We start from the raw sequence: 19818 nt of genomic DNA, 5'->3' as shown, positions 1-19818 counted from the left end.
GGCTTGGTGCAATGACCTGAGCGGACATTCCTAGGGTCGTCATCATTGTCCTGCGTGCCAGCCACTTGGTGCTGAATTGATCAGAGCTTCACTGCGATGGTTGATCGGGCAACGAGAAACCCATCTCAAGTAAAAAACGTGACGGCTGCTTATTCCATCCCCGATAGTTGTCGGCATAGGAGAGGCAGAGCCACTCTCGCGCACGCGTGATAGCCACGAAGCAGTTGCGTCGCTCCTCTTCCATTTCAGCGCTATTCTCGCCTGCTTTCAGGCTTTGAAAGCTCGGCAAGATGTCCTCCGCCAGTCCGACCACATAAACATGATCGAATTCCTTCCCCTTGGCGCCGTGGATCGTCATAAGGGTCACGGTATTGCTGCCGACTGGGGCCTCCTTTGAGCGGATGGCCAGTTCCTGAAGAAACTGTTCAAGCGGCGCATCGCGGCCGATGGTTTTACCGATACTTCTCACAAGATCGGACCAAGCCGCCCGGTCTTCTGCAATGTCACTGGCTTCATCGTCCTGCGCCGGGATCATCGCGAGGACTGCATCAACAAACTGCCTGAACCGCGCGGGCTCCTTTGCGAAGGTTGCAGCTAGGTCGACGAGAGCGTTGCCATTGACGTCATCTCCAAGCCCGGCTTTGACCGCTACCGCCCATTCATCGAGCAGGGAGCGTTCGGTCAGTTCGGTGGCGGTAACGATGAGATCGACACGGGCGTCAGTGCCAAACCAACGATTGAAAGCGCCGGTCAGGATTTCCAGCGCACGTCGATCAAGCGGACGCAGCCCTTGGCGAAGTACGGCAGCGAGCCATAGGAATTGAGGTGATCTGAAATCATCGCGGCGCTGAGAAATGACCGCGTTGACCTGCTTTTGCGTTAGGGCGGATTGAAGCTTTTCGAGCATGTAGCGCGTGCGGGCCAGTACCGCGACCTCTCCCCATTGAGCGCGGTCGATTTTGGCGATGCCTTCCGCAATCGACGCGGCTTCCACGTCGTCGGTGGAATAGCGTAGGACGCAGATGTGCTGTTCATCGGGATACTTCAGCGAGGTTTTGCCCGCCTCCAGCGGCTGCTTGGCAGTCGTGCGCTGCAGATTGTGGACCACAAGACGGTTGGCGACAGAAACAATTGCAGGTGGACAACGGTAGTTTGTAGGAAGCTGCAATTCCTGCGGGGAAAAGTCGGCCCGGAACCGCTGGATCTGTTGGTAGCTCGCACCGTTCCACTGGTAGATGATCTGGTCATCGTCGGCAACGGCGAAGACATTCCTGAAATCCTCGCCGGCAAGCGCGCGGATTAGTCGGTACTGCCCGTCGGTAGTGTCCTGAAACTCGTCGAACATCCAGTAGGCATAGGTCTTGCGATAGCGTCCAGCAATGCCGGGGAAGGCTGTGACTAGCCGATGAGCTTGGGCGATGAGCGAACCAAAATCTAGGGCGTTGGCTTGGGTGAGCGCCGCCTCGTAAGCGGCGTATACCTGCTCCACGCGTGAGCCATCAGACGGATCACGAAAGTATCGGGCCGAGCCTGCCGGCTGGATGAGCTGCGACTTAAGCTTGTCAATGGTAGACAGCAGCCGAACGTCGTCTGGCCTCAGGCCCGCTTGTTTGATCGCGTCGCGCAGAATTTCCTGACGATCTACGTCGAGCGAGTAGATCGCAAAATCAGGGTTGATGCCAATGTGGGAGCCGTGCTGTTGCAGCATCTGCATGCAGAACGAGTGAAAGGTCCCGATGAGAGCACGGCGCTCCTGTTCAGGTACCAGTGCAGTGACGCGGGCGGACATTTCGTCAGCGGCCTTGTTGGTGAAGGTTAGAGCCAGGACGCGGAACGAACGATCCGGCGTGTCGGCGAGCAATTTGGCGACACGTGTTGTCAACACTCGGGTCTTACCGGAGCCGGGGCCGGCGAGAACGAACATCGGGCCATCGCGCCAAGCGACAGCAACGCTTTGAGCCTCGGTCAGTTCTGACAATGCGACGCTGAGGGAGGAATCGGTCATGTGAGGCCTCTGAGTGCCAGGATTGCATCGCGGAACGGTGCAGGCATGCGCTGAGCCAGCGCCTGGTTCTCGGCGCACTGTTTCGCGAGAACAGCAGCATAGCCACTCTTGTCGTTCTCGAGTGCCGAAATCAACGTTTCATTGTCAAAGTCCGTCGCCGCTGCATTTCCAAAAGAGACGAGGATCGCTTTTAGTTCGTTTTGCAGACCATCTTCTACGAGCTGCTGCTCAAGAAATCCGGCAGGCAAAGAGTAGGTACGTCGTGCGATTTCTGCGGCAGAGAAATTTCTGGCGGTGATCCTGGCGATGTAATCATGCCCTGCGTGGTCTCCGTCTACGACGGCAAGCCATGGATAACCCAGCGCTCGTGCAAGTACCGCAAAAATTTCCGGGCTGCCATTATTCTGAAAATCGATGACGGCGACGCCGTGTTCATCGAGATCATAGCCCAAGCCTTTGGCGATGCCATGAACAAGTTGGTATTCGGATTGCCCTTCAACGAGAAGCCATCGGCGTGCGAAGAAAATTTCGCCGCGGATTCGCCGGGCAAATGTCCCGAGTTTCTCCAATTCTGCGTCAGAGATAAACTCCTGCGATGCATCGCATGCTTTTCGCAGTGCAGCGTGGATGCCCTGCGTGTCGGGGCGTCCGGCATAGGCCACGAGGAGATTGCGATACTGGTTTTCGGGCAACGTGCCGGATAAAACGAGTTCGTTGAGGCTGCGGTCATAGGTGATGATTCCGTCAGAGTCGGCGATGATGGCGTCGATCTGAGGAACATGCGGAACGGGCGCGCGGAATTGCCGAGGGAGTGAGCTCACCGTTGTGCCGTTGGCCTCGACACGGACAACGCGAATATCGCGGAAGGGAACGTGCTGAAGGAAGTACGGCGAATGTGTTGTTACGATCTTCTGGCCTGGCAGTTCACTGATATGACGCCAAAGGCTGCGGGCCGCCTGCGGATGAAGATGTGTCTCCGGCTCCTCCAGCGCCAAGACAGCCGTGCTTTCAGGCCGATACAGGTCGCTAAGGATCAGTTCAACGAATGCTTTGAAGAGGAACATCACAGAAAGGCTCTGCACACCTTGACCGTGCCGCGCCAACGGGAGCCACGGTTTGCCGCCCTCCGTCTGATAGATGACCTCCGCCTTCGAGAGGATATCCCATGTATTGAGGGGCAACAGCCGTAAGTCAGCTTGACCCGGTGCGTCGGAGGCGGCGACACTACTGATATGGGAAAGACCGGTGGCAAGATTGGTCAGAAGCGGATCAGCATCGAGTAGGCGTCGATTCAAGAGATCGAAAATACGCTTTGATCTCTGTTCGAGAGGCTCGGGAATTTGCACCGTCCGAAGCAACTTGCCCCAGAATTGGCTCCTTGAGGAAAATTCGTCTGTGACGTCGCGAAGCGCCTCAAGGTAGAATACAGGCAGAAACTGGAAGAATTCCTGGAGATTGACGGCGCGGGCGCCGCGCCCGGCGAGTGGGTTCCTGTCGACGTTCAGGAATTCCCATCGTGGAACGAAACTCTCTTCGGCCGCGTCCCATGAGCAGCTGACGCGCATGATGATCGACGCACGGCCGGTTACCGGGTCGAGCTGGATGATGTCTTCTAGTTCGCCTTGGAGGTCCTCGGGCCACTCGTTGGCTACAGCCTCCTGGAGCTCGACCTCGATAACAACTGGATCGCCGACTTTTGGATCTGGCCTGCCGTCGCATAGATGCACATCATATTCAGTGAATCCGGTTCCGCGCTGTCCCCACCGTCTGGTCAGCGCGATGCGGATCGCTTCCAGTATTGCCGATTTCCCGGCGTTGTTGGTCCCTATAAGGACTGTAACCGCACCAAACTGAATTTCTGCCTCTTTGATAGAGCGAAAGTTTGATATTTTAAGTCGACTTATTTGCACTATTGAACATCCCTTACGCCCTTGGCCAACGATACCGAGAGAACGGCGCTTTGCACAGCTTGAACCGCACGCATCCGCCGACGGCGGCAGCCGTGTCTTACGGATCGGGTGGTTTTCCGTTCCGCAAGAGTTGGGTGTCCGCTTTCAGGTATATCGCCGGGCGGCACCGACAGGGTTCGGATGTCGGCTATGGGCCGAACACAATACTGCACCTGCGAAATAGGCTTCCATGCTGCGATGTGCGTGACTGTGATGGTGAAGGTTTCGACATGGGCAAGCCCCGCAAGCGGGGTCGGGCTGCTGAGGCTCCGCCCTGAATTCCGACCTTGCTGTCTTCCTGTGCCAATACGTCTTGGTCTGTCTCATCCTGAGCCACCCCAAGCCGTTTGTCACATGGTCGCCATCACGATCCGCTTTCAGCTCTGACGGGTCTGCATCCCTCTTGCAAGGCGGACGCTGCCGCCAGGCGAAGCCGAGGGGCTCTAGTGTTCGCCACTTGGCATATGATTCCGAAGGGCTATGCGTCTGGCTTCTGGTCGAAAAGAATAACATGCGCGCCTTCTTCACTGTCAGGGTTGCCTACCAGCACGAACGGCATATCCGACCCGTACTTCTCGTAGAGACAGCGGTATTTCATCTCGCCGCTGAGCGGATCGCGCACTTGGTCATAGCGAAAGCTGTGCTGAACGCCGTCTTCGATCCAGGCCTTGACGCCATCGGGGGTCACCAGTGCAAGCGGCGCGCCGTCCAGCAAGATTGTCTCGCCAACGTTGAAAATCTCTTTCATCTCATGGGTCTCCTATCGGTCTTCTTTGGCAGCGTTACAAACCGTCGTCGCCTTTGCAACGATCTCTGCCCCGCGTGTTCCCTCTCTCGGTGTCATTGGCCCGGATCACAATCGTGTCCTGCTCCGGTCGCTTGCGAGCATTTTAGGGCTGGAGGCGGTCTATCCCGCGTCCTCATAGGGCTCGTACCTCAGGTTCGCGCCGTCCGCCTGATCAAAGTCATCGGACCATCTGGTACGGCGCATGCCGCAGCTCCATTGGAATACGACGCCGACCTCGACGTCTTCACCGTTTACCGTCGTCCAAATGACTTCGACGGGGTATCCCGCATACTTCTTCATGCTCTTCTCCTGACCTCCATTTGGTCGGAGCCGCAGTAATCAGGTGGCAGGTATCTGCCTGTCCCTATATATGCTTGGCCAACACAAAACGGAGTTTAGTAACTTGCTTTACAGGCCTCTACATATTGCGCTCTTTCTGGGCGCGGCTTCATCGGCTGTCGCTGCCGAGTGGGAGATCGGCTTGTCGCGAGGTCTGGAGACCTATGCTGCGACTGCAAACGACGGGACCTTGCTCTTAGTTTGCGATCCTGACCGTGTCTACAACCCAAACGAGAGCCATGCGTACTTTTTGTCGCGTCACAGCGATGACAAAGCGCCACAACGCATTGTCTTTCTCGCGGCGACCGGAGAGCAGGCTGCCTTTTCAGTGCAGGACGGGATCGCAACGCAACGGGATGCTGATCCTGCCGAATGGGCACAGCTCATCGATATGATCGAGGCGGGCGGTCAGATTGCTGTCGTGACCGCACGCGATGCCTTTACGCTGGATCAGGACGCGCTGCCCGGGCTTCGATGCCGCTGATCTTTTGAGCGAGCTCTTCGATCTCGGAGTGCAGCAGCGCCTTACCGAAGGCGGATAACAGCAGCGTCACCCCATAGACGTTGAGCGGGTCATCAATGCTTGTCTGCAACGCCGCCATATGGGCGGCGTCGAGCCTGATCATCGATTTCATGAAGGGGGCACCAGTGCCTTTGGACTCGGCCAGGCGTGGTCGTGCAGCGGAGGCAACCTCATGCCAGGTCGCGGTGTCGCGCAGGTTTTGCATGCGGGCGCGAACCGCTTTGATCAAGGCACGCCGAACGTAGTCCGGATCAAGGCCAGATCGTTCTGCCAGCGCCTCAATCCGTGCCTGATCCTCAGCTCCGATGCGCACGTAATAGGTTCGAGACTGCCCTTCGGTGCGAGTGCTGCAAGCATCATCCGCCACCGGCTGGGTGGATACCCCTGGGTTGATGCGCGCCGTTTCAGCCGCGGCTGCCTTTTCCCCTTTCCGGGGTTCATTCTTGACCACTGATTTTACCGCTGGGCCTTCTGTCGCGACCGCTTCCGCCGTACTCTGATCGAACGCGGCATATTTCGTGGTGCTCGTGGCGAACTGCCGCGATCGCGCCAGCCTGTCTTCGTTCGAGACAGCGGTCCCGGACCGGCTTGGAATCTTCCTAGCCATTGGCGGAGTCCACCATGGCCTCGATGTCGCAAAGGACATCGCCGCACAGTGTCAGGGCTGAGGAAAGATGCCCCGCCTGCAACCGATGACGAAGATCCTGTTCATAAATGTCCCGCACGTATCCCAGCGGTCCGGTCAACGGCATGCGCTGGATCGCGGCGAGATGGGGCACCGGCGTTGGTAGGAGCGGCAGGGTTGAAATCACCTCGAAGACCTCAAGGTCCTGCCGGTGAACCCTGCGTCTTGCCGCATCACGCTCAAAGTCATCGCCTGCGGTCACGAAATCGATCGCGCGTTTGTCCGCGTTCATCAATACCGCGGAAAACAGCGGGGCGGGGTCATCCGGTCCGAGGGTCTCGATCATGCGCATTACCCATGTCAGGGTTTTCAGGGCCGCCACGAAATCCGATTGTACCGGCACGGCCGGCACCAGGATCATGTCGCAGGCCAGCGCCAGTGTTTCGGTGTCGGGGTGCTCGCCGGGGCGGGTGTCGATCAGAACCAGATCCACACCTTCAGCCTCAAAGCCGTCCAACGCGTGGTAAAGGCCTTCAACGGTCTCGGGGGCATCGGCCACGGTCAAGCCTGTGGGCCATGGAAGGCGTGGCAGATCACCGAAGTCGGCGCGCGCGCTTTTAGATTCCCATTCGAGGATCTGCTTGTCAGCATCCGCATCCATGACATGCACACGGCGGCCGCGTGCGAGCATGGCGGACGCAAGCATCTGTATGAGAGTTGTCTTTCCCGATCCGCCCTTTGCGGAGATGGCCGTCACAACAAGCATTCCTCGACTCCATAACGTATATCTTGCGCCGTTATGGCGATGCCTCGGGATGGCGTCCAGACCTTGCGCGATACAGGCGTTCAACCTTTGGGTCCGACAGATGTGCAGCTGCTGTGGCGATGTGCTGTTTTGGCGATCATCTGTGTACGCGTTCGGTCAATCGGTCAGCAGGTCACTCACGCCGACCCTCATTGCAGCGTCCATTCATTTCGCCATCGCGTCGTTGTGACAATTTCCCAATGCTGCCATCAGCCTTCGAGGTGTCGGGTCACCTGACCATCGACTATCCGTATCAGCGCCGAGGTAATACGCACGGTGCTGCGCAGGCGTTCCAATCCCACAAGGTCTTCTTCTCCTTCCGGGAGAACCCCTTTGAGCATTCAACGCCAATGAAGGGATATCGTGTCGGCTGCGCCGACGTCATTCCCGCGCCTGTTCAGGATCCGGGCCAGTGTCCCGGATCGCGGCGCGGGGGAGGCGGTGTCCCTTCGGTCTGTTAGTTGTCGCGTGGGGTGTACAGCAGGCATGGCCAAGGCCCTGCCTGCTGATCACCGAAGGTGCGACAACGGACCGAAGGGACGTTGACAGGAACGGTATTGTGTATGACAAAACTTGCACGGCGACTCATTAGAGTTTTCGTGTTTACAAAAACTATCTAATGATAAATCTTGCCGCCTATGTCCAAACGCCTCTCCACCATAGCCCGACAAGAGGTTCTCCGGCTCGCTGCTCAAGGGCTTGGCGATGGGGAGATCGCCGTGCGTGTTGGCTGCTCCCGGCCCACTGTCGCCCGCGTGCGGGCGCGCGGTGTGGTGACGGATCGAACCACAAAGGGCCGCGTGCTGCAGGTTCGGGTGTCCGCCCGTGAGGCTGAAGCATTCGAGGCGCTTGTGGCTGAGACGGGCATGACCACGTCGGGTTTGCTCCGGCACATGATCCGTCTGTCATCCGGCATTGTCGCGTTTCGCCGGGACGAGGTCACGGCGCTCAAGGCGTCGGCCAATCAGCTCAATGCCTTGGCGCGCAATCTTGTGCAGATGCTGAAGCTTGCCCATGCGGGCAAGCTGCGGTGGAACGCGCGCGACGCGGCAATGGTCGGTCGGCTTGCGGACCGGGCCGAAGAGGTTGCTCGGGCCGTGCAGGCTTTGCGCGCGGCCTCGCTGCGCGGGTCCTTCGTCCGGGTGTCCGATCTTCGGGACGTTGGGGAGGGGCAGCGCGATGGCTGAAACACGCACCCTCCAGCAGGCGGTATTGGGCGAGATACTGCCTCATGTGGGGCGGCGGTCTGCAGCCATGGCGGGCGAGGCGCGCGTATCGCCGGGCCGTCGGCGTGGCGCGTCCGGCGGGACGGTTGCGGTAATGTCCTGGAACGCGCTGCGGGTGCCGCAAAGCGTGGTGAAGCGGGTCGGCACGGGCGGGTGTCATTCACCCAAAGAGTTACGCCGACAGATGAAATACATCCTGCGCGACGAGGCGCGGATCGCAGCCTGGTCGAACCAGATCGGCATCGATCGTGTCTTTGGCGAGCGCGGCATGGAAAATGTCATTGCCGATTGGAGTGCATCCTGGTGCGGGGCGCCGAAACGGGGTCACACCGATCACATCATCCTGTCCTTTCCCAAGGGAACCGAGGCGGAGTTGGCGGAAGCCATCTCGCGCGAATGGGCGCAGGAGGTGTTCGGCGGGGATTACCGGGATCGATATCGGTATGTGGCGGCCCTCCATTGCAACACAGATCATGTGCATGCCCATGTCCTTGTCGACAAGGTCGGGATGGAGGACGGCAAGTTCCTCTCGATCAGCCGCCATTCCGAGATCAGCTATGACATGATGCGCGAACTGCATGCGCAGATCGCGGGCGAGCACGGGCTGGTGCTGAACGCCTCTTCCCGTCTGTCGCGTGGCATCATGGAAAACGCCCCGCGGGACACTGATTTGCAGGCGGCCCGCAAGGAGGGACGGGAGCCAATGGTTGCCCCGCTGGATCCTGAAAGCCGCGCTCTGCGAGAGGCCGAGATACGCAGGCACGCCGAGGGGTATCGTCAGCTGGCGCAACTTGCCGGGATGCGCCTGGAGGCCAACACCCCTCCGGATGGATGGATGGGGCGCATCGCGGAGAGCGCAGAGCTTGCCGCCACCAACTTGATGAAAGGAATGCCGGTGAAAGAAGGGTTTGCCGAAGGGGTTGATATCCCCGCTGCCGGAGCGGATGTAATCGGTCGTCTGATCGCCGCCCGCGAGACATTGCAAGCGGAAGCCGACACCGCCTGGAGCGCCATTCAGGACATGGCGCCCGGTGCCGAAAAGGTCGAACTGGAACAGCTCTTTGCGGGGCAGGCCCGCGAAATGGGCACGCTTCTGGGCCGCGACTTTCTTGCGGATCATTCTTCATCGGTGTCGCCCGAGCGCGATCCCTACAGTGTTCAGGGGATTGCGGGGCTGGCTGCACGGGCAGCAGAGGAGGGCAATCCGCTCGTCGCCGAGGCCGATGCTGCATTGGGTCAATTCAGAGCGGAGTTGGCGCGCGTTCTGGCACCGATGGAGGCACGACTCGAGGAGGCGGGCAGCAGTATCGAAGAAGTTGCTGCCCGTTTCACCGCACCCCATCGCAGCGAGGCGCAACTCGAAGCCTCACGCCCAGTGGACGCCCAGGAGCGCTCGGACTGGCTTGGGCTCGAACGCGACCTGCAGGCGCGCGCGCGTGATGTTTTTGCGGGGCTGCACATGGATCGTGATCTTTTGGCGGATCTGGCGCGTCAGGATATTCTTGACGCGGGGCAGGGCAGTCGCCTTGCCGACATCGCCACGCTGGACAAGCTGATCTCCGACGTGCGGCAAGACCTGCGCGACGGGGATATGGATCAGCTGGCCGCTGGCCGGATCGATCCGCTCATGGACCGCATCGAAGACCCCGGTCTGCGACAAGCCGTGTTCTCGGAGCTAAAGGCCATCGCCGCAGTGGATGCGGGTGATGACATTACCGGGCGCGACAGCGAACCCGCCGCCACCTACCGGACCCGGATCGAGGCTTTCGAGCGCGCCGAGGAGCGGGGGCGCGACCGGGACGATACCAGTGGCGATTACGGCCTCTAGAGGATTCAAAACATGCTGCATGCAATGGAAAGCCGTTGGCGGTATCCGATCGCCATCCTGCTCGGTCTCGGTGTTGGCACCTGGATCGGTGCCGCGATCGCCACGCTCTATCTGATGGTGCGATTTGGCGAAGACCTGGGTGGGTTCGATATTTTCGAACTTTGGCTGCTCAATCTGTCTGATCCACGGATCAAGGCAAACCCTGCGGTGGAACATACTGCGTGGCTCATCACGGCACTTCCTGCCCTGCTTCTGGCGGCGACAGGAGCGACATCCGTTCATCGCGGGTCGCTCACCGATTATGATGATGCGCATTTCCAGTCGCGTCCCGAGCTCCGCCGCAACCGTATGTCGGCGTCTCTTTCCCAGAACGGCTTTCTGTTCGGCAAGCTCGGGTCACCTGCGTCCCCTGCGCCTTTCGTGTCTGCCACGCCAGATCGCTTCCCACACGCTATGATGATCGCGCCAACGGGCCGGGGCAAAGGGGTAGGCTTCGTTTTACCGAACCTTTTGCACTTCCAGGGCAGTGCCGTGATCCTCGACGTTAAGGGCGAGAATTTCGAGAAGACATCCATCCACCGCAAAAAGGCGCTGAACAATCAGGTCTGGTACTTTTCGCCCTATGACTACGTTCAGCCCGAGGGCAAGAACGGGCCCGTCCTGACCCGCACGCACCGGTTCAATCCTCTCCAGCGCATTGCCGATCTGCCCAGCCCCGAGCAGCAATACACCGCCGTCAACACCATGGCGGACTTGTTCCTCATCGTCGAAAGCGTGAACGCGCAGAGCTTTTTCCAGGCCGGACGCAGCCTGTTCGTGGCGTCTTGCCTCTATGCCATCGAGACCGGCAAGCCGACGATCGGTGAGGCGCTGCGGATCATGACTGGCGGCGGCAATAAAAAGGAATTCTACAAACGGGCCGCCATGCAGACCGCGAACCCGGTGGTGGCAGAGATTTTCCTGAGCATGGCAGACGAAGTGGACAAGATTCTCGATTCCTATGTCAGTGTGATCCGCGGTGCCGGATTGGAGCTCTGGCTCGATCCGGCGGTGGACCGAGCGACACAGGCAAGCGATTTCGACTTCGGGACGTTCCGACGAAAGCCACAGTCGCTCTATATTGTCGTGCAGCCGGAGCACCTGAAAACACTGGCCCCCCTGATCCGGCTCCTGTTCGCCGATGCCATCGCATGTCTGCAGCGCGCGCATCCCGGACCGGACGAGCCACATCCCGTCATGTTCCTGATGGATGAATTCGACCAACTGGGCAAACAACCCCTGGTCTTGCAGAGCATCAAGACGATCCGTTCCTATGGCGGGCGGCTCTTTATCATCTCGCAGTCGATCCCCGGTCTTGAGGGCATCTACGGCGAAACCGACCGCCGCGCGCTGCAGGCCGGTGCGGGTGTACAGATCTACATGACCCCGCAAGATGATCGCACTGCCGACGTGCTGTCCGCAGCCCTCGGCAAACGCACGATCGTGGGCAAGACCAGATCACAGGCAACCGTGCGCAAGCTCTCGGAAAGCGCAAATATCAGCCGTCGCTCGGAAGAACGGGCGCTGGTATCCCCCGCTGAATTGCTGCGTTTCCCGCTCGACAAGGTCCTTGTCCTGCCCGAGGGGCAATATCCCATCAAGGCGGATCACATCCGCTACTATGCGGACCGGCATTTTGAGGAGATCGACAAAGCACGGCAAGGGCATGCCTTGCCCTATCCTCCTGCTGCAGCGCCAGTCTCGAACAGGCCGAAGAAAATCACCCTCGAGCAACCAGAACCCGCAGCACCCGCGGCGATCTCCATGGGCGACAAGGAATTCGAGACTGCGGTCCAGACCTATACAGGCGCGCTACAGGGATACGCAGAAGCCGCCAGGGCAAAGCCAAAGAAAACACGATCTGGTCGTAGGCAACGGAGCTCAGGCTTGGCCGGAACTAGTACAGCCTGACCACTTCTAAATCATTAAACAAATAAAAACCAAGGCTTAAGAAGCGCTTACGATCCTAGTCTGGGCTTAGGTAGTGGATTAAGGTGATGGGGTGGCCGATGGCCGAATGCTTGGAGAAGGGCTGACGCTTGGCTTCGCCCAAGGCTCCGAGTTATTCTTTTTGGCAGTGTAAACAGCTTTGCGCATTTATTTTCAAAGCGTTGCACATTCTGCCGCGAGAGTTAGTGTGACATCATTTCCGAACATATGACCTATGGGGGAACTTTTGCGGATTGTCGACAACACAACCACGCTGCTGGGAGATGATCTGAAAAGCGAGCTGTCCGGCGCGTCGAAATTTCGGGTCGCCGCCGCGTGCTTCTCTATTTACGCATTCGATGCCCTGAAAACGGAATTGAGTGAACTAAAAGAGTTCGAGTTCATTTTTACCACACCGACGTTTACCCCAAACGGTGCGATCGACCGCATCAAGAAGGAGAAGCGTGAGTTTTTCATTCCCAAAGGGCGAGCGGCAGAAACGCTTTCAGGCAGCGAGTTTGAGATTCAGCTTCGGAACAAGATGACTCAACGGGCGGTCGCGCGGGAATGTGCCGACTGGATCCGCAAAAAGGCGCGCTTCAAGTCGAACGTCACATCAGCACCGATGCAGCAGTTCGGACATGTGCAGCGGTCCGAGACCGGTGCGGCCTATATGCCGCTGTCAGGGTTTACCGCTGTTGACCTCGGGTATCAGCGCGGGGATGCGGTCTCAAGCTACACACAGGTCATGGATGAGCCCCAGTTTGCGCAGACCTACCTGAACCTCTTTGACCAGATCTGGAATGATGAGGAAAAGCTGCGAGATGTCACGGCCGAAGTCCTTGAGCACATCGAGTCCGTGTACCAGGAGAATCCTGCCGAACGGGTCTACTTCATGATTCTGTTCAACCTGTTCAGCGACTTCCTGAGCGAGATCGATGAGGACGTTCTGCCTAAGGATCGAACCGGTTATCTTGAAAGTCTTGTTTGGCAGAAGCTCTTCAATTTCCAGCGAGATGCCGCCGTCGGCGTTATCAACAAGCTGGAAACTTATAACGGGTGCATTCTGGCCGACAGTGTGGGGCTGGGCAAAACTTTCACGGCTCTGGCGGTGGTGAAGTATTACGAATTGCGCAACAAGGACGTTCTGGTCCTGTGCCCGAAAAAGCTAGCAGACAACTGGCGCAACTATAATGCAAACCTGACCACCAACATTTTCGCCAAGGACCGGTTTCGATACGACGTGTTGTGCCATACGGACCTTTCACGAACGTCTGGCGAGTCATTCGGGATGCGGCTCGATCGTGTGAACTGGGGCAATTACGATCTGGTCGTCATCGATGAATCCCACAACTTCCGGAACAACGATGTCTACAAGGACCGCGAAACCCGTTACCAACGTCTGATGAACCAGGTGATCAAGGCCGGGGTCAAGACCAAGGTCCTGATGTTGTCGGCGACGCCGGTTAACAATCGTTTCACAGATCTGAGAAACCAACTGGCGCTTGCCTATGAAGGGCATTCAGATGCCCTGAGCAAGAACCTGAAAACCAAGACCAGCGTGGAAGAGATATTTCGTCGCGCGCAGACTGCGTTTAACGTCTGGTCCAACTTACCCCCGGATCAAAGGACGCCAGCCTCCATCCTAAGGGCACTGGATTTCGATTTCTTCGAGCTGCTCGATGCGGTGACGATCGCGCGATCCCGCAAGCATATCGAAACCTTCTACGACACGGCGGACATCGGCAAGTTTCCAACGCGACTGAAGCCGTTGTCACATCATCTGCCGATCACGCACCGTGACGACGTCATCGGCTTCAATGAGATATTCGCCCAGCTGAGCGACCTGAAAATGGCCGTCTATGCACCGGTCAACTATATCCAGCCCAGTCGTTTGAAAAAATACGAAGACCTCTATGACACCAAGACGGAGGGCGGCAAAGGCACGCTGAAACAGGCTGACCGCGAGAAGAGCCTGCAAGCCTTGATGACGACCAACCTGCTCAAGCGGTTGGAAAGCTCTGTCCATGCATTCCGCAAGACCCTTGGCGCGCTGTCCGGCAATATCGGCCGGACGCTGGATGCCATTGCCCAGTTCGAGGCTTCCGGCGGTGCAGCGACGGTCGAGGATTTGGACATCGACCTGGAAGCTGTTGCGGACGAGGATGACGACTTCGCCGATTTCTCTGTAGGTAAGAAGATCAAGATTGATCTGGCAGATATGGACGTCACGGCCTGGAAGCAGGAGTTGTCGGTCGACAAGATCATCATCGATGGCCTGATTGCCGAGATGGAGAAGGTCACGCCCGAAGACGACGCGAAGCTTCAGCATCTAATTGCCGAGATCGCCGGAAAGATGGCCAACCCTCTGAACCCCGGCAACCGCAAGGTGGTCGTTTTCACCGCCTATGCCGATACCGCGAACTACCTGTTCGATCAGCTCGCGCCACATTTCGCCGATGCACAGAACATTCACAGCGGCATTGTCACCGGATCGGGCAATCCGCGAACCACGCTCAAGAAATACTATGACTTCCAATCCGTCCTGACGCTCTTTGCCCCCCGCGCCAAGGAGAAGGACAAGATCATGCCCGATGATCCGGCTGAGCTGGACATCCTGATCGGCACCGACTGCATATCCGAGGGACAGAACCTTCAGGATTGCGACTACCTGATCAACTATGACATCCACTGGAATCCTGTTCGCATCGTCCAGCGGTTCGGCCGGATCGACCGCATCGGCTCGCCCAACACCCAGATCCAGCTGTCCAACTACTGGCCCGACATCAGCCTGGACGAATACATCAACCTCAAGGAACGCGTCGAGAACCGGATGCATATCGTCGACATGGCGGGCACCGGCGAGGATAACGTGCTCACCTCCAAAAGCTCGGACGTCGCCTACCGCAAGGACCAACTTCAGCGCCTTCAGAACGAGGTGATCGAGCTTGAGGACGTGAAGACCGGCATTTCCATCACCGACCTGGGCCTGAACGACTTCCGGATGGACCTGCTCAACTACCTCAAGACCCATGAAGACCTGCCGCGCATGCCGCATGGGTTGCACACGGTCATCCCGTCGGACCCCAAGCGCGGCCTGCACCCCGGCGTGATCTTCACGCTGCGCAACATCCATGACAGCGTGAACGTGGGCCAGCAGAACCGCCTGCATCCCTATTACCTGATCTACATCGGTCAGGACGGCCAGATCATCGCGGACCAGACGCAAGTCAAACGCCTGCTCGATCTGATCCGGTCGGGCTGCAAGGGCGTCACACAGCCCATTCGCGACTTGTGCACAGCCTTCAACGCGGAAACGCAGGACGGGCGCAAGATGGGCACCTACTCAAACCTGCTCAACGACGCCATCCGCTCGATGATCGAGGTCAAGGAGGAACGTGACATCGACAGCCTGTTCTCGGGCGGGCATACCACGGCGCTGACCCAGACCATCGCGGGGCTGGAGGATTTCGAACTCATCGCCTTCATCGTGGTGCGCGACCCATGACGCTGTATCAATACCCGCCCCAAACTGCCTTGAAACGTGTGATCCCCAAGACCCGCATCTATGACGGGGCCGCCGCCAGCACGGCCCTGCGCGAGCGTTTCGTGCGCGAGGTGGATCAGATCACATGGGCGCACAAGCTCGCCCCCGAAACGCTGAACCTGCCCGCCACGCCTGCGGTGCCGGAAATTCAGGTGTTCCGCGTCACGCTCAAGGGCGACACGCTGCATGACGACATCCTGCGCGCCATGGATCGCGCCATTCCCTTCCCGCTGATGTTCGAGCTGGTGGCGGGGGACCGCATCCAACCCGCCGCCGCCTATAAACGCCCGTCCGAGGCGGAGCGCGGCAAATGGGTGCTGTCCGATCCCTTGCGGGGGGAGTGGACCGCGCATGACGCCCCCCGCGCGCCCTTGCCGGTGGCGGTCAACCTGGGTGTGCTCTATGAGCGGATGCTGTCCGCGCTTATGCCGGTTGCGCCGGTGCCGGGCGAGGATGTGGAGAGCCGCCTTGCGCGACTGACGGCAATCAGGGCAAAAGAGCGTGAGATTGCGCAGCTTCAGTCGAAGTTGAAACGCGAAAGCCAGTTTAATATCAAAGTGACGCTGCACGGCCAATTGGCCGAGGCACAGGCGGCCATTGACCATATGAAAGACCCGGGAAAAACGGGCGGGGGAAACCATGAGTGACGAGATTGAAAAGCTGAAAATGCACAGCCCCGACCTGACCGCGCAGAATGTGGAGCGGATCGCTGCGCTGTTTCCGGGTTGTGTGACGGAAAGCACCGGCCCGGACGGGACGCTGCGCCGCGCGGTGGATTTTGACCTGCTGCGGCAGGAACTGTCGGACAGCATCGTGGAGGGCCCGCAAGAGCGGTATCATCTGGACTGGCCGGGCAAGCGGCAGGCGCTGGTCACGGCCAATGCGCCGATTGCCAAAACCCTGCGGCCTGTGCGGGCGGAGTCGGTGGAGTTCGACACCACCCGGAATTTGTTCATCGAGGGCGATAATCTAGAGGCGCTGAAACTGCTGCAAGAGACCTATTTGGGCAAGGTCAAGATGATCTATATCGACCCGCCCTATAATACGGGGAATGATTTTGTCTATGACGATGACTTTGCCGAAGGCACGGCAGAGTTTCTGGCCAAGTCAAATCAGGTGGATGAGGCAGGCAATCGGCTGGTGGCAAACCAGACTGCCAATGGTCGGTTTCATTCGGACTGGCTTTCAATGATTTATGCTCGATTGAAGCTTGCAAGAAACCTCTTGTCTGATGATGGAATGATCTTTGTTAGTATTGATGACAACGAACAAGGCAACCTGCGCGGACTCTGCGATGAAGTTTTTGGGCACGAAAATTTCGTTGAGTGCTTTGTATGGAAGAAAAGCTATGGAGGGGGGCCGAAAGAAAAATATGCTGTGACGCAGCACGAATACATACTCATGTATGCGCGTAGTATGGCAGATCTATCGCCTTTTGCGTTGCCTTATGATCCTAAGAAGGTTGAACGATATTATAGTGGTCGTGATGAGCACTTTGAGAAACGGGGGCCGTATCGTCTAAAGCCACTCGAAGCAACCAAGAGCATGGATGCAAGGCCAAATTTGGTCTACGAAATTCCGCTTGCTGATGGTGAAATCGTTCGGCCACAGCGACAATGGCTCTGGGGCCGTGATCGTGTATTGGAAGCATTAGAAAACAACCATGTGATTGTTGTGCGCAACAAGGATCGAGTGACGCTAAACTATAAGCAATATCTACGTGATGAGGATGGCGTCGAAAGGGGGGAGAAGCCATTCAGTGTAATTGATGGCATTTATACCCAGCATGGAACAGCTGATCTTTCAGCTCATTTCCCTGAGGCAGTTGTCGTTCAGTTCCCTAAACCAGTTGCCCTGATAAAGCAGTTTATCCAAATAGCACTTTCCAGTGACCCAAATGCAATTATTCTCGATTTCTTTGCAGGAAGTGCGACAACGGCTGAGGCTGTCTTCTCATTGCCAATTGAAGTGCAGAAGAACGTTCAGTTTATCCTTGTGCAAATACCAGAGGACGTTCCAGAAGGAGCACCGGCGCGCAAGGCAGGATTTCAACGGATTACAGATATCTCCAAAGAACGCATCCGCCGCTCGGGGGCAAAAATCCTCGAAGGGGAGTGTCACCCCGACTGGAACCGCGATGTGGGCTTTCGCGTGCTGAAAATCGACAGCTCGAACATGGCCGATGTCTATTACACCCCCGACGCCACCACTCAGGCCGACCTGCTGACCCGCGTGGACAACATCAAACCCGACCGCAGCCCCGAAGACCTGCTGTTTCAGGTGCTGCTGGACTGGGGCGTTGACCTGACCCTGCCCATCACCCGCGAGAGCGTCGCGGGCAAGACCGTCTTCACCGTCGCCGGCACCGCCCTGATCGCCTGTTTCGACAACGGCGTGGATGAAACCCTCGTCAAAACCCTCGCCACCCGCCATCCCCTGCGCGTGGTGTTCAAGGACACGGGCTTCAAGGACGACGCGACAAAGATCAACGTCAAACAGATCTTCAAATCCCTGTCGCCCGACACAGACGTCAAAGCCATCTGATGACCCCCGCCGAGCTGCGCCTCAAACTGACTGACCTGATCGCCACCTGGGAAAACGAGGTGGTCGAGTTCAAGGAGGCGTCCAATTCCTATTCCACAGGGGATATCGGGAAATACTTTTCGGCCCTCTCGAATGAGGCAAACCTGAAGGACGTCGACGCGGGCTGGCTTGTGTTCGGGGTGAATAACAAAAGCAGGACTGTCGTGGGGACGGATTATCGGCCCGCCCCCGAGCATCTGCAAAGCCTGAAACAACAAATTGCCGAAGGTGCAGACCCGAAAATCACGTTCCGGCAAATCCACGAGGTAGATGTGGATGGCAAGCGGGTTGTCATGCTGGAAATCCCGCCCGCCCCAAGGGGTATTCCCATTGCGTGGCAGGGTCAGACCTATGCGCGGGCAGGTGAAAGCCTGAGCGCACTTGGCTTTGCGAAACAGGATGAAATCCGCAACCAAACCCTGCACGGCGATTGGAGCGCGCAGGTGGTGGACGGCGCCACGCTGGACGATCTGGACCCGAATGCGGTGGAGCGCGCGCGCAGTGACTTTGCCCTGAAGCATCAAAATCGGATCGACGCGGATGAGGTGCGCGGTTGGCCGGTGGCGACCCTGCTGGACCGCGCGAAGGTAACCCAACGCGGACAGGTGACCCGCACGGCGCTGTTGCTCTTGGGGCGTGCGGAAAGCGCCTACCTGCTGTCCCCCCATCCCGCACAGATGACATGGAAGCTGGTCGGGCCGGAATCGGCCTATGAACATTTCGGCCCGCCATTCCTGCTGGCGACCTCGCAGCTGTATCAACGTATCCGCAACATCCAGCTGCGGCTGCTGCCCGATGACGAGCTTTTGCCGCATGAGGTGTCGAAATACGATCAGAAGGTGGTGCTGGAGGCGCTGCACAACTGCATCGCCCATCAGGATTACCGCCAGAACCAGCGGATCATCGTGACCGAGCGGCCGGATCGCTTGGTGTTGGAAAACGCAGGGCGGTTCTTTGAGGGCGCCCCCGAGGATTATGTGCGCGGCGACAAGACGCCGAGGGGCTATCGCAACCCCTATCTGGTGCAGGCCATGGTCGAGCTGAACATGATCGACCAGATGGGCTATGGCATTCAGCGGATGTATGAAACGCAGCGTCGGCGCTACCTTCCGATGCCGGATTACGAGGTGTCGGGCGATGCAGTGGTGATGACGGTCTATGGTGGGGTGGTCGATCCGGCCTATACACGCGTTCTGATGGAAAACGGCGGCTTGAAGCTGACCGACGTGCTGGCGCTGGACCGGGTGCAGAAAAGGTTGGAGGTGCCGGATGCGGCGATCCAGGCTCTGAAGCGCAAGGGGCTGGTTGAGGGGCGTAAACCTCGGTTCCGCGTCTCGGCTGCTGTCGCGGCTGCATCGTCCAAGAAGGCCGAATACATCAAGACCCGTGCGTTTGACGATCAGCATTACGCGGACATGGTGGTTGAGTTTTTACGAAAGTTCGGCAGCGCTTCACGAAAGGACGTTGATGACCTGCTCTGGGACAAGTTAAGCGACGCCTTGGATGACACGCAGAAGAGAAACAAAATCGGAAACCTTCTCAGCGGCTTACGGCGCAAAGACGTGATTTTTAACGCTGGCTCCAAACCTGCCCCACAATGGAAGCTGTGCGAATGAAACAAGAACATCCTACG

At 58.3% G+C, this 19818-nt stretch carries 14 protein-coding genes; 8 read left to right on the top strand and 6 right to left on the bottom strand.

The features are described 5' to 3' along the window. Positions 1-88: 88 nt before the first annotated feature. The 4 genes from ACOYQJ_RS21335 to ACOYQJ_RS21320 form a co-directional block, all read right to left on the bottom strand. Entirely contained in the window at positions 89-2005 is a 1917-nt protein-coding gene (locus ACOYQJ_RS21335) for an ATP-dependent helicase (protein WP_316780880.1), read from the bottom strand. Beyond that, complete coding sequence (locus tag ACOYQJ_RS21330) at positions 2002-3915, bottom strand: ATP-dependent nuclease (RefSeq protein ID WP_422907996.1); 1914 nt, start codon at positions 3913-3915, stop codon at positions 2002-2004. The genes ACOYQJ_RS21335 and ACOYQJ_RS21330 overlap by 4 nt, the downstream gene beginning before the upstream one ends. Before the next feature lie 517 nt (positions 3916-4432). Next, positions 4433-4702 (bottom strand): hypothetical protein, encoded by a 270-nt coding sequence (locus ACOYQJ_RS21325; protein ID WP_040179869.1) that lies wholly within the window; start codon positions 4700-4702, stop codon positions 4433-4435. A 159-nt stretch (positions 4703-4861) separates the two neighbouring features. After that, positions 4862-5041 carry a hypothetical protein gene (locus ACOYQJ_RS21320; RefSeq protein ID WP_068247264.1) on the bottom strand — a complete coding sequence of 60 codons (180 nt, stop codon included), beginning with the start codon at positions 5039-5041 and terminating at the stop codon, positions 4862-4864. A 181-nt stretch (positions 5042-5222) separates the two neighbouring features. On the opposite strand from ACOYQJ_RS21320, the gene ACOYQJ_RS21315 reads away from it, so the two are divergent. Then, positions 5223-5564, top strand: a complete 342-nt coding sequence (locus tag ACOYQJ_RS21315) for a hypothetical protein (protein WP_068247265.1) — start codon at positions 5223-5225, stop codon at positions 5562-5564. Here ACOYQJ_RS21315 and ACOYQJ_RS21310 read toward each other — a convergent pair. Both ACOYQJ_RS21310 and ACOYQJ_RS21305 read right to left on the bottom strand, forming a co-directional pair. After that, positions 5521-6210 carry a hypothetical protein gene (locus ACOYQJ_RS21310; protein ID WP_422907995.1) on the bottom strand — a complete coding sequence of 230 codons (690 nt, stop codon included), beginning with the start codon at positions 6208-6210 and terminating at the stop codon, positions 5521-5523. The two genes, ACOYQJ_RS21315 and ACOYQJ_RS21310, sit on opposite strands and share 44 nt — an antisense overlap. After that, positions 6203-6994: a nucleotide-binding protein gene (locus ACOYQJ_RS21305; protein ID WP_422907994.1), complete on the bottom strand. Its 792-nt coding sequence runs from the start codon at positions 6992-6994 to the stop codon at positions 6203-6205. The genes ACOYQJ_RS21310 and ACOYQJ_RS21305 overlap by 8 nt, the downstream gene beginning before the upstream one ends. A gap of 677 nt (positions 6995-7671) precedes the next feature. Between ACOYQJ_RS21305 and ACOYQJ_RS21300 the strand changes: the two genes are divergently transcribed. The 7 genes from ACOYQJ_RS21300 (at position 7672) to ACOYQJ_RS21270 (ending at position 19801) form a co-directional block, all read left to right on the top strand. After that, a complete protein-coding gene (locus ACOYQJ_RS21300; protein ID WP_114273193.1) occupies positions 7672-8220 on the top strand; it encodes a helix-turn-helix domain-containing protein in 549 nt (182 codons plus the stop codon). After that, positions 8213-10087, top strand: a complete 1875-nt coding sequence (locus ACOYQJ_RS21295) for a relaxase/mobilization nuclease domain-containing protein (protein ID WP_422907993.1) — start codon at positions 8213-8215, stop codon at positions 10085-10087. Before ACOYQJ_RS21300 ends, ACOYQJ_RS21295 begins: the two co-directional genes overlap by 8 nt. Before the next feature lie 12 nt (positions 10088-10099). Next, positions 10100-12037, top strand: a complete 1938-nt coding sequence (locus ACOYQJ_RS21290; protein ID WP_422907992.1) for a type IV secretory system conjugative DNA transfer family protein — start codon at positions 10100-10102, stop codon at positions 12035-12037. 253 nt (positions 12038-12290) lie between these two features. Further along, on the top strand, positions 12291-15563 hold the full coding sequence (locus ACOYQJ_RS21285; protein ID WP_422907991.1) for a helicase-related protein: 3273 nt from the start codon (positions 12291-12293) through the stop codon (positions 15561-15563). Then, positions 15560-16249 (top strand): DUF4391 domain-containing protein, encoded by a 690-nt coding sequence (locus ACOYQJ_RS21280; RefSeq protein WP_422907990.1) that lies wholly within the window; start codon positions 15560-15562, stop codon positions 16247-16249. Before ACOYQJ_RS21285 ends, ACOYQJ_RS21280 begins: the two co-directional genes overlap by 4 nt. Continuing rightward, positions 16242-18146, top strand: a complete 1905-nt coding sequence (locus tag ACOYQJ_RS21275) for a site-specific DNA-methyltransferase (RefSeq protein WP_422907989.1) — start codon at positions 16242-16244, stop codon at positions 18144-18146. Before ACOYQJ_RS21280 ends, ACOYQJ_RS21275 begins: the two co-directional genes overlap by 8 nt. Next, positions 18146-19801: an RNA-binding domain-containing protein gene (locus ACOYQJ_RS21270; protein ID WP_422907988.1), complete on the top strand. Its 1656-nt coding sequence runs from the start codon at positions 18146-18148 to the stop codon at positions 19799-19801. Before ACOYQJ_RS21275 ends, ACOYQJ_RS21270 begins: the two co-directional genes overlap by 1 nt. The last annotated feature ends 17 nt before the right edge of the window (positions 19802-19818 follow it).

It is taken from the genome of Pacificoceanicola algae, from assembly GCF_049341065.1.
Classification (GTDB): Bacteria; Pseudomonadota; Alphaproteobacteria; order Rhodobacterales; family Rhodobacteraceae; genus Pacificoceanicola.
Note: the sequence above shows the minus strand (reverse complement) of the source record. Positions and strands in the feature narration are given on the sequence as shown.